At 69.3% G+C, this 11,090-nt stretch carries 9 protein-coding genes and 1 rRNA gene; 2 read left to right on the top strand and 8 right to left on the bottom strand.

Annotation, left to right across the window (positions count from 1 at the left end; all coding sequences use genetic code 11):
- A 5S ribosomal RNA gene (rrf, locus tag ACIQTP_RS46275) occupies positions 1–93 on the top strand; the annotation flags it as partial.
- A gap of 144 nt (positions 94–237) precedes the next feature.
- Here rrf and ACIQTP_RS46270 read toward each other — a convergent pair.
- Positions 238–999 carry a CDP-alcohol phosphatidyltransferase family protein gene (locus ACIQTP_RS46270; RefSeq protein WP_403412077.1) on the bottom strand — a complete coding sequence of 254 codons (762 nt, stop codon included), beginning with the start codon at positions 997–999 and terminating at the stop codon, positions 238–240.
- Between the two features lie 123 nt (positions 1,000–1,122).
- On the opposite strand from ACIQTP_RS46270, the gene ACIQTP_RS46265 reads away from it, so the two are divergent.
- Positions 1,123–1,665, top strand: a complete 543-nt coding sequence (locus ACIQTP_RS46265; RefSeq protein ID WP_403412074.1) for a GNAT family N-acetyltransferase — start codon at positions 1,123–1,125, stop codon at positions 1,663–1,665.
- Between the two features lie 56 nt (positions 1,666–1,721).
- Here the strand turns inward: ACIQTP_RS46265 and ACIQTP_RS46260 are convergent, their stop codons facing one another.
- The 7 genes from ACIQTP_RS46260 to ACIQTP_RS46230 form a co-directional block, all read right to left on the bottom strand.
- Entirely contained in the window at positions 1,722–3,257 is a 1,536-nt protein-coding gene (locus ACIQTP_RS46260) for a type IV secretory system conjugative DNA transfer family protein (protein WP_403412071.1), read from the bottom strand.
- 1 nt (position 3,258) lies between these two features.
- The gene (locus tag ACIQTP_RS46255; RefSeq protein ID WP_075026905.1) at positions 3,259–4,683 is read right to left on the bottom strand and encodes an ATP-binding protein; all 1,425 of its coding nucleotides are present in this window, start codon (positions 4,681–4,683) and stop codon (positions 3,259–3,261) included.
- Positions 4,684–4,697: 14 nt separating this feature from the next.
- On the bottom strand, positions 4,698–6,239 hold the full coding sequence (locus tag ACIQTP_RS46250; protein WP_403412086.1) for an SCO6880 family protein: 1,542 nt from the start codon (positions 6,237–6,239) through the stop codon (positions 4,698–4,700).
- 14 nt (positions 6,240–6,253) lie between these two features.
- On the bottom strand, positions 6,254–7,567 hold the full coding sequence (locus tag ACIQTP_RS46245) for a hypothetical protein (protein ID WP_403412068.1): 1,314 nt from the start codon (positions 7,565–7,567) through the stop codon (positions 6,254–6,256).
- Positions 7,557–8,420: a hypothetical protein gene (locus tag ACIQTP_RS46240; protein ID WP_403412065.1), complete on the bottom strand. Its 864-nt coding sequence runs from the start codon at positions 8,418–8,420 to the stop codon at positions 7,557–7,559. The genes ACIQTP_RS46245 and ACIQTP_RS46240 overlap by 11 nt, the downstream gene beginning before the upstream one ends.
- A gap of 186 nt (positions 8,421–8,606) precedes the next feature.
- Positions 8,607–8,915, bottom strand: coding sequence for a hypothetical protein (locus tag ACIQTP_RS46235; RefSeq protein ID WP_054232206.1), 309 nt, complete (start codon positions 8,913–8,915; stop codon positions 8,607–8,609).
- A 562-nt stretch (positions 8,916–9,477) separates the two neighbouring features.
- Positions 9,478–10,815: a peptidase S8 gene (locus ACIQTP_RS46230; protein ID WP_403412062.1), complete on the bottom strand. Its 1,338-nt coding sequence runs from the start codon at positions 10,813–10,815 to the stop codon at positions 9,478–9,480.
- Positions 10,816–11,090: the final 275 nt, after the last annotated feature.

Genomic DNA, 11,090 nt, shown 5'->3' with positions numbered 1-11,090 from the left:
ACGCCCGGTTACATTCCGAACCCGGAAGCTAAGCCTCACAGCGCCGATGGTACTGCAGGGGGGACCCTGTGGGAGAGTAGGACGCCGCCGAACAAATTTTGAGAAAGGCCCCAACTTCGGGTAGGTACCCGAAGTTGGGGCCTTTTTGCGTTCACTCCCGTGTCATGTCCATGAGTCCAGGGGCGAAACGTCGAGGGCACGCGGGGCTGTTGTTCGGCCCCGCGTGCCCTCACTCGGTTACTTCAGGCGGGACGACGCGACGATCGAGACGATGTGCGCGGGGACGAGCAGCCAGACGATCGCCGTCACGGCCACGGTCACGATCTTCGTCGCCGTCAGGTCGCCGAGCGACAGGTCGACGATCGCCGACACCAGTAGCAGGATGGTGCACTCGATGCCGTTGACCAGGCGGTGGAGGCCGACGGCCGAGGTGAGGCGGCGGACCCGGGCGAGGCCGCTGGAGCGCGGGACGACGGACTGGTCGGTGGCCTTCTCCATGCCGCTGTCGGAACGTGCCACGTGGACGAGGTCGGAGGACGACTTCAGGAGCAGCACGCCGATCGCGGCCGCCAGGCCGGCCACCAGGTAGAGGTTCAGGCCGAGTTCGGCGGCGCGGATGCCCATGCCGACCATGACGGCGGCGTCGGCGAGGTAGGCGCCGAGGCGGTCCAGATAGACGCCGAGCGGGCTGAACTGGCGTCGCCAGCGGGCCACTTCGCCGTCCACGCAGTCCAGGAGCAGATACAACTGCATGAAGAGGACGGACAGTACGGCGCCGCCCGGGCCGGGGACGACCAGGGCGACTCCGGAGAGCACGCCCGCGAAGACCATGACCGTCGTGATCTGGTTCGGCGAGACGCGGGTGCCCAGCATCAGGCGGGTCACCCGCAGGGAGAGCGAGCGCATGTAAAGGCGGCCGGCCCAGTGTTCCGCCCTGCTCTCCAGCTTGCCCGCAGGGTGGATGACCTCGCGGAGTTCCTCTAGTTGGACCTTGGTCATGCGGCTTTCTCCCCTGGGATCAATGTGCGTACAGGGAAGAGCATGACGGGGTCCCGGACGGCGGGGATCGGCAGGGTGGAATTCAGATGAGGGACGTCGGACGCGGAGACTACGGTGGGCTCCATGAACCATGCGATTCGTTCCATACGCGCCGACGAGTGGCCCGAGGCCAAGGAGTTGCGGCTTGCCGCCCTGCGCGACCCCGTGGCGCATCTCGCGTTCCTGGAGACGTACGAGCAGGCAGCGGCCCGGCCCGACTCGTTCTGGCAGGAGCGGGCGGCGGGGGCCGCCGAGGGGGACGGGGCGCGGCAGTTCGTCGCGGTCGGGCCGGACGGGGCGTGGGGAGGTTCCGTGGTCATGCTGGTCGAGAAGGCCGGGCAGCGGGACTTCTTCGATGCCGTGATCGAGCAGGACCAGGGGCATCTGGTGGGTGTCTTCGTGCGGGCCGAGCACCGGGGGAGCGGTGTGACGGACGCGCTCGTCGACGGCGCTCTCGCCTGGGCCTGGGAGCGCGGGCTTGAGCGTGTACGGCTGTTCGTGCACGAGAAGAACGGGCGCGCCGAGGCCTTCTACCGCAAGGCGGGGTTCGTGCCGACCGGGGGATCCGTGCCATCCCAGGGGAACGAGGGGACCCGGGACCTGGAGTTTGTGATCGCCAGGCCGTAGGCGCCGCCAGGTCCTGGGTGTCGTCAGGCCCTACGTGTCGTCGGCCCTGGGTCCCGTCAGACCGGGAGTTCGTGCTGGGGCCAGCGGGCCCTGGCCTGTTCCTGGGAGCGGAGGAGGGCCAGGGTGGGCAGGCCCTGGTCGGCTCCGCCGGCGAGCAGTTCCGGGAGCTGGGGGAGTGGGGCCACCGCGGCGACGTCGTCCAGGACGAGCGTAAGTGGTGGGTCGAGGCGACCGGAGGATGACCGTTCGGCCATGCGCCGGCCGCGCTCGACCACGCTTGAGGCGAGGGCCGTCAGGAGCGGCATCGCGCCGGGGTTCGCCTTGGGGTCCTCGATGGGTTCACCGACCACATAGAGCGTGCCCCCTTCGTTGACGAAGGAATCCAGCGTGAGGGCGTCACTTCGGTTCGGGGTGCAGGATTCGCGGACGTTGACCGTGAAGAGCGCGGACAGGGCGCGAGCCGTCAACTCCTGTGCTATGTCGCGGCGTTCGGGGTGCGAGGTGAGCGCGGCCTCGAGTTCACCCGCCGCGCCGGAGGCGGCCTTGGGGTTCGTGCGGAGGGCTCGTACGGCGTCCTGTACCTGGGTGCCCTGGGCCCAGCGGTGGACGTGGCGGAAGGCCTTGCCCTCCACCGCGGCGGCGTGCAGATAGCTGCGCAGGAGCGTTTCGGCGACGTCTGCCATGGCCTGGTCGACCTTGGCGGTGGGGCGGACGGGGCCGAGGAGGGCGGCGGCTCTCGACGCGGCCGTGGCCTTGTCCTCGCAGCCGGTGGAGGGGGACCAGTGGAGGCGGGCCGGGGTGTCGCAGAGGTGGGAGGGGTCGTAGAGGAGGACGGGGCCGAGTTTGGCTCTGGCGTCCTTGGTTTCCGACCAGATGGCGGGGTTGGAGGTGACCACCAGGGCGGGGCCGTCCGCGTCTCGTACGGCCTGGGTCGCGGTGGTGTGGCGCGTTTCTGGTGGGGCGAGGATGAGCGCGCCTGCGGCGCGATTTCTTTCCCACCCACCCACCCGTTCGCCGTCCCCTGCCAAGGGAGCCGTCGAAAACGTCGGCTGCGGCGCCTCCTTTGGCAGCTCGGCCGGCTGCGGCTCGGGTCGCGGCAGCGGGACCTCGTGATGCGGCGGGACCTGTTCGGCGGCGGGAGTCAGAGCCGGTTCGGGCACCTGTGCCGGAGCCGGAGCCGGAGCCGGCTCCGGTGTCGGTCTCGCGTACGCCCCCGCCTTCCGTCTCGCCCGGACCGCACGCCACCGTGCCCACGTCCCCATCACGAAGATGGTCAGCACGACCAGCACCATCAGCTGGCCGATGAACAGGCCCCAGAAGAGCCCGTACCCCGAGAGCTGGTCCGCGGGGGTGTCCGGCCAGGCGCCCGTCACGTCGTGCGGGTGCCCGATCAGGTGCCGCAGGGCCAGCGGCGTACGGGCGAAGGTGACCGCGTTCGGCCAGGCGCCGTGGGCGAACCAGCCGGCGAGCCCCGTGGCCGACCAGATCAGGAAGGTCATGCCGAGCAGGAAGGCGAGCACCCCGACCAGCAGGCCGTCCGGGATGCCGCCCTCGCTCTCCGCCTTGCGGCGGTCCCGCCCGTCCCGGCTCATCTCACGCCACCGTGGACTCGGACGAACCGTCGAGATCGGCGAGGTGCTGCTCCACGAAGGCCGCGGCGCGTTCCTCGGCCTCCAGTTCGGCGGCACGCAGCGCGTCGTCGGCGAGGTGGTCGGCGGAGGACTCGGTCATGGCGCGGTCGGTGAAGACGAGGGGGCGTTCGGTCTCGGTGATGAGGTGTTTGACCACCTGGACGTTGCCGTTGACGTCCCAGACGGCGATGCCGGGGGTCAGGGTCGGGATGATCTCGACGGCCCACCGGGGCAGGCCGATCACCCGGCCCGTCGCCCGTGCCTCGTCGGCTTTCTGGGCGTAGATCGTGCGGGTGGACGCCATCTTCAGGATCGCGGCCGCCTCCTTGGCCGCGGCGCCGTCCACCACGTCGGACAGGTGGTGGACCACCGCCACGAAGGACAGACCCAGGCGCCGGCCGAACTTCAGCAGGCGCTGGAAGAGCTGGGCCACGAAGGGGCTGTTGATGATGTGCCACGCCTCCTCCACCAGGAAGATGCGCTTCTTGCGGTCGGGACGGATCCAGGTGTGTTCCAGCCACACGCCGACGATCGCCATCAGGATCGGCATGGCGATGGAGTTGCGGTCGATGTGGGACAGGTCGAAGACGATCAGGGGTGCGTCCAGGTCGATCCCCACCGTCGTGGGGCCGTCGAACATGCCCCTGAGGTCACCGTCGACCAGGCGGTCGAGGACCAGGGCGACGTCCAGGCCCCACGCCCGTACGTCGTCTATGGCGACGTTCATCGCCTCGGCCGACTCCGGCTCGGGGTGGCGTAGTTGCTCGACGATGTCCATCAGTACGGGCTGGCGCTCGAGGATCGTCTCGTTGACATAGGCGTGTGCGACCTTGAGGGCGAAGCCGGACCGCTCGTCGAGGCCGTGGCCCATCGCGACCTCGATGATCGTGCGCAGCAGGGCCAGCTGGCCCGTCGTCGTGATCGCCGGGTCGAGCGGGTTGAGGCGGATGCCCATGTCCAGGGCCGCGGTCGGGTCCAGGCGGATGGGAGTTATTCCCAGCTCTTCCGCGATGAGGTTCCACTCGCCGACGCCGTCCTCGCCCTGTGCGTCGAGCACGACGACCTGGCGGTCGCGGAAGCGCAGCTGGCGCAGGACGTAGGTCTTCTCGAGCGCCGACTTGCCGTTGCCGGACTCGCCGAGCACCAGCCAGTGCGGCGCGGGGAGCTGCTGGCCGTACAGCTGGAAGGGGTCGTAGATGTAGCCCTTCCCGGAGTACACCTCGCGTCCGATGATGACGCCCGAGTCGCCGAGGCCGGGTGCGGCGGTCGGCAGGTAGACCGCCTGGGCCTGGCCCGTGGAGGTGCGTACGGGCAGGCGGGTCGTCTCGACCTTGCCGAAGAGGAAGCCCGTGAAGGCGTCTGTCGCGGCGGACAGCGGATCCCGCATCAGAACATCAGCTCCTACCTGCGGATTCCGGTGGCGAACGGCAGTGTGTTGACGAAGGCCCGGTGGTGCTCGCGGTCGCACCACTCCAGCTTCAGATACGACTTTCCGGCGGAGGCGCGGATGGTGCGCTTGTCGCGGGCGAGGGCCTCCGGGGAGCGGGAGCTGACCGTGATGTAGCCGACGAGGTTGACGCCGGCGGCGCCGCTCGCGAGGTCCTCGCCGCGCTGGTCCAGGCGGTTGTGGGAGGCGATGTCGCGGGGGTCGACCGTGCGGTTCATCTTCAGCTGGCGGCTGGCCTCGGCGTCGTCGTTCGTCTTCTCCGTCAGCATGCGCTCGATGGCGACCTCGGTGGGTTCGAGGTCCATCGTGACGGCGACGGTGCGGATGACGTCCGGGGTGTGGACCAGGAGCGGGGCCAGGAAGTTCACGCCGACCGGGGTCATCGGCCATTCCTTCACCCAGGCCGTGGCGTGGCACCAGGGGGCGCGGGTGGAGGACTCGCGGGTCTTCGCCTGGAGGTAGGTGGGCTCCATGGCGTCGAGCTCGGCGGGCCAGGCGTTGCGTTTCGTCATCGCCTGGATGTGGTCGATCGGGTGGTCGGGGTCGTACATGGAGTGCACGAGGGAGGCCAGCCGCCCCTGACCGAGCGGCTGGCGTACGCGGATGTCGGCTTCCTGGAGGCGCGAGCAGATGTCGGTCAGCTCGCGCGCCATGACGACGGCGAGTCCGGCGTCGCGGTCCAGCTTCTTGCCGCCCTGGGGGCGGGCGGCGCGCGCCATGGCCTGGGCCTCGGCGGCGAGTTCACGGTTGTAGTGCATGCACGCGACGAGGTAGGCGCGGTGCTGCTCGCTGCTGGTGGACACCATGGACTGGAGCTGGTCGTAGGACTGCTGGAGCCAGGCCGGTGCCTTCTCGTCTCCGCGCTGGGCGACGTCCTTGGCGTGGGCGTCGGGGTCGGCGGGGAGGGTGCGGGCGAGCATCTGGAGGCGGGTGACGAAGCCGTCGCCGTTCGCCACGTGCTTGAGCAGCGTGCCGAAGCGGTCGACGAGGGCCTCCTGGTCCTCGCTGTCGCGCAGGCCGACGCCCGGGCCCTCGATCTCGATCGCGGCGGTGACGGTGCGGCGGTCGGCGTGCAGGAGTACGGCGATCTCGTCGGGGCCGAAGGGGGCCGCGAGCCAGGAGATCCGGCCGATGCCGGGCGGCGGCCCGATCTCGACCTCCTTGCCGTCGAGGCGTGTGCCGGCCTCCTGGACGCTGCTGCGGTACGCCGTGCCGCGGCGCAGGTTGCGCTTGTAACTCCGGTTGATCTCGAACCACTTGTAGAACGTGCGGCGCTTGTACGGGATGTACACCGCGGCGATGGCCACCAGCGGGAAGCCCATCAGCAGCACGATCCGCAGGGACAGGACGGGGACGAGCAAGCCGCACATCATGCCGAGGAACGCGCCCGCGATGATGAGCGCGATCTCGCCGGACTCGCGGTTCCGGCCGACGATCGCGTTCGGCCGGGCGCGGCCGATCAGATATGTACGGCGGGGCGTGACCGGATGGGACACGTGCGAATCGGTCGTCAACGCCCTTCACCTCCCGTGCGGTTGGTACTGCTGCTGTTGCGGGTGTTGCCGGTACGTGGTGGGGGTGCGGCGGAGGGGACAGATCCGCCGCCTCCGTTCGGCGTACGGGTGCTGTGGGCGGACACGCCTCCGGAGACGGGGTTCGCGGGGCGCGGCTGGCTGTTGCCGCCGCCTCCGCCCCCTCCGCCGTTGTTGTCGGCGCGGGTGCTGTGGGTTTTGATGCCCTGGGCGACCAGGGTGGCGGGGGAGCTGATCACGGCCGCGGCCTTGCCTTCGGCGCCCTGCATGATGCGGTTGTTGCGGCCGTTGGCGATCTCGTCGCCGAAGCCGGGCACGAAGCGGTAGATCATCGCGCTGGCGAAGATGGCGAGCAGGATGATCGCGAGGCCGGAGACGACGGCGGAGAAGGAGTCCGGGCCGCCGTTGGTCGACAGCGCGCCGGCGAGGCCGAGCACGATCACGATGACCGGTTTGACCAGGATGACGGCGATCATGATGCCGGCCCAGCGGCGGACGTGGCCCCACAGGTTCTTGTCGACGAGCCCGGCGTAGACGACGGTGCCGAGCAGGGCGCCGACGTACAGCAGGGCGGCGCGGATGACGAGCTCCAGCCACAGGACGCCTGCCGCCAGGATCGACACCAGGGAGACGACGATCAGCATGATCGGGCCGCCGCCGATGTTCTCGCCCTTGGCGAGGGCGCCGGAGAAGGTGCCGAAGAAGGTGTCGGTCTGGTTGCCGGTGGTCTTGGCGAGGACGTCGGTGACGCCGTCGCTCGCCGAGACGACGGTGTAGAGGATCAGCGGGGTGAACGCGGACGCCAGCACCGTGAGCCAGAGGAAGCCGATCGCCTCGGAGATCGCGGTGCCGAGGGGGACGCCTCGCACCGCCCGCTTCGCCACGGCCAGCAGCCACAGGAGGAGGGTGAGGATGGTGGACGCCGCGAAGACCACGGCGTACTGCTGGAGGAACTTCTGGTTCGTGAAGTCGACGTTCGCTGTGTCCTTGACCGCCGCGGAGAGCTTGTCGATGGTCCAGGACGCGGCCTCGGCGCAGCCCTTGGCCAGCGAGGAGAGGGGGTCGAGCGTGGAGGTGGTACCGGGGTCGGTGGTACCGCCGGTAATGCTGCGCTTTTCGCAGTAGTCCTTCGCGGGACCGCGGATGAGGGCGCAGGCGTCCTTGCTCGGTGATGAAGATGGTGATGGTGATGGTGCGGGGGCAGCCATGGCGCGGGTGGCCAGCAGCACCGCCATGGTCTGTACGGCCATTGCAGCAGCGGCGACTTTGAGTACTCGGCGGCTAGCGGGCATACGTGAACCCTCCGTACTCTTCGACGGCCTTGGTCATGTCGTCGGCGGTGGAGGCCTTCTGGTCCCGTCCGACCGGGACCGGCCCGTCCTTCTGGGTGAAGTCGGCGACCTTCCAGTCCCCGCTGATCCACTTCAGTTGATACGTCGTCGTGAACCAGCTTTCCGACACCGGGTTCGTGGAGCCGTTGCCGGACAGGCCGAAGAGCGACGTGTACCAGAGCTCGATCGTGGCACTGTCGGTGCTGGAGGATGTGACCTTGGTGCCTACGGGGATGATCCGTGAGACGAAGGTCTGGCCGGCGGGCGCCCTGCCGTCCTTGGTCAGCCCGATGTTGGTCAGGAACTTCTCGCTGGAGTAGGCGCTGTCGAGATCCGACTGCCGGGCGGCGGCGACTTCAGGGGTGTACACCGTGTTGACGATGGCGTGTCGCTGGTTGGTATCGAACATGCCGGTCGATCCGAGCGCGACCCCGTAATTCGTCGCCGCGCTCTGCGCACCCTGCTCGCTGTGCGCGAACCCCGTGGGGATGCCCCCCGTGTTCGTGTCCACCGGGCGTTGGCCCGAGGGGGCCGTGGGGGAGGTCTTGGTGGCGTTGCCGCCGCCGTTGCCCGTTCCGGAGGAGGAAGAGGAATCGTCTCCTCCACGGTTCGCGAAGGCGATGGCCGCGATGAGGAGGACGACGACGCCGACCACCGTCACCAGGCTCCGTGAGGACGATCGGCCGCGGCGGGCGCCGCCGTAGACGTCTCCGGGGCGGTCGGGGAGGCGGGTCCGGGTCTGGCCCGTCCCCCCGTATCCGCCGTCGTCGCCGCGGGAGCCGTCCCCGTATCCGGGTTCGTCACCGAGACTCATGTCGCGTACGCCCCCTCAACCTCTTCCTGAACCGCGTAGTACGACGGTAGCCGTGCTGGTTCCCGCGCGGACGCGGTGTGGTGACTCGACATCAGGGAAACGCAACCTCAGCCGGTGGGCACGACGGACGGGTGGGTCGGACAGGTAAGGAGGAGATGAGGTGAGGAGCCGGGTGCCCGGCCGAAGCTAGACGGCCATGCCGTACACGATGGTGAAGAGCGTGCCGAGGGAGCCGATGATGAAGACCCCGGTGAGGCCCGCGATGATCAGACCCTTGCCCTGTTCGGCGCTGAACGTGTCGCGCAGCGCCGTCGCTCCGATGCGTTGCTTCGCCGCTCCCCAGATCGCGATCCCGAGGCAGAGCAGGATGGCGACGGCCATCACGACCTGGATCATCGTCTTGGCCTCGTTGCCCAGGCTGCCGAAGGGACCCCAGTCCGGGGCGATTCCGCCGATGATTGTGGTGATGTCGCCCTTGTCGGCTGCGAAAAGCATGTAAGTCACCGCCCCTAGTGGGTAGTTCTGCACCCCCTGCCACTGTGCGCAGAGGTCGGGCCCATTCTCGCCGACAATGCCGCTGTCGTATGTCGACTTGGCGTCATTGATTGGCGGTTTTCGTACGAATCCCTTGTCACCGGCGTACGCGGGCTCCGTTCGGGAGGCGTGCGACGGTATGCAGGGAGTCGTATGGTCACTCTGTGTATCACGGCTGGTCACGCCGGGCAATGAAGTCGAACCGGAACCTGTGGTGTGGTTCCGTCGTTAACCCCTTCTACGACGAGTGCGGGGCGGTCGCTCCGCCGCTCCTCGCAGCATCCCTGCGTGCCCGTCGTGTTTCTGACGGGTCGTCGAGCCGATGTTCTCCGGGTCGCGCGTCCGCCCGATGTGGACGCACGGCCGCTGCCCCGAAGGCTATCCCCGTCGCCGTGGCGCACGGAAACGGGCCGCGGCTGGTTGCCGCGGCCCGTTCCCCGCACTGCCGGAGGATCCCCACGTCCTCCCCGGCAGTTCCCCCCGCTTTACCGTGCTTTCGGGGGGTTTCCGCGTCTCCGGCGGGTCAGCCGGTGAAGGCCGCGACTCCCTCCGGGGTGCCCCAGCCGGTCGGGCCGTCGTAGCCCGACTTCGCGGTGCACAGGTAGCTGGAGCCGCAGCTGCCGTTGCTGCCGGAGGTCACGTCGTTGAGGGCCGAGGTGCCGGCCGACGCGTAGGGGAAGGATGCCGGGTAGGAGCTGCTGGAGGGGGTGCCGCCGAGGGCGTACACACCGGCGATGATCGGCGAGGACGCGCTCGTACCGCCGAAGGTGTACCAGCCGGCCGTGACCCCGTAGGAGTCGTAGACGGAGACGCCGGTGGCCGGGTCGGCGACGGCCGAGACATCGGCGATGGTCCGCTTCGAGCAGCCCGTGTCCGTCTGCCAGGTCGGCTTCGCGTCGTAGGCGGAGCAGCCGGAGCCGGTGCCCTCGGTGCTGCTGGTCTCCCAGACGCTCTCGGTCCAGCCGCGGCTGTTGGAGCTGGTGGACAGGGCGGTGCCGCCGACGGAGGTCACGTACTTGGAGGCGGCCGGGTACTCGGCGCCGTAGCCGGAGTCACCCGCGGAGACGGTGATGGCGACGCCGGGGTGGTTGAAGTACGAGGTGTCGTAGGAGGTGTCGGAGGAGGACTCCGAGCCGCCGTAGCTGTTGGAGACGTACTTCGCGCCCAGCGTGACGGCCTCGTTCACCGCCTTGCCGAGGTTGGCCATGGTGGCGGAGGTGGCCTCGACGAGCAGGATGTTGCAGTTCGGGCAGATGGCGCTGGCCATGTCGACGTCGAGGGAGATCTCCTCGGACCAGCCGGCGTCACTGGAGGGCAGGGAGGTCGTCGAGCCGGTCTGGCTGACCTTCTTGAAGCAGCCGTTGGCCGTGGTGCAGGCCGACAGGCCGTAGTACGAGCGGTACTTGGCGAGGTCCGCCTCGGCGTTCGGGTCGTTGTACGCGTCGACGATCGCGATGGTCTCGCCCGAGCCGTTGGAGGCGGCGGCCGAGGTCAGGCCGTAGGCGCTCTGGAGGTTGCTCGGCCCGTACCCGGACGGGGTGGCGGCGTCGGCTGCCTTCGGGGTGACGGCGTCCGCATGGGCGTTGGCCTGCTGGAAGGCGGTCGTGCCGCCGGTGACCCGCAGCGCCTTGCAGGCCATCTGGCCCTTCGCGGGGGTGGAACAGGCCGGACTCCACGTCACTTTGGCGGAGGTGGAGGCGGCCGCGGAGGTGACCTTGGCGGCCGGGGCGGCGTTCGCGGGGCCCGCGGCGCCGAAGCCGGCGAGGACGAGAGCCGCGGTGCCGACGGCGGCTGCTCCGATGCGGCGCCACCTGCCGCGTATGGCGGGTCTTGCGGGCTCTTGGGGATTCGAGGTACGCAACGGACAGCCTCCTGAGAGTGTTTGACAGGGGCAGTGCGGGTGCGCCGCCGGTGCGGTGTCCCCGGCGGAGGGCCGAGCGGCCCGCCGATGACCATCCTCTTGTTGAGTACGCGACAACAAGAGCCGTCTGGAATCCTGACTTCCGCATTACTGAACGAGGCCGCCGCGTTACTCCTCGATGGCCGCTTGATGGACTTCGGCTGAGCGCCGCTTGACTCAACTCACAGGCAGGTCAAGGGATTTACCAAAGTTTCCGACCGGCTGGACACGATGGC

Origin of the sequence: Streptomyces sp. NPDC090798, from assembly GCF_044768965.1 — a bacterium.
Taxonomy (GTDB): Bacteria; Actinomycetota; Actinomycetes; order Streptomycetales; family Streptomycetaceae; genus Streptomyces.
This window is presented reverse-complemented; position numbering and strand designations above follow the sequence as displayed.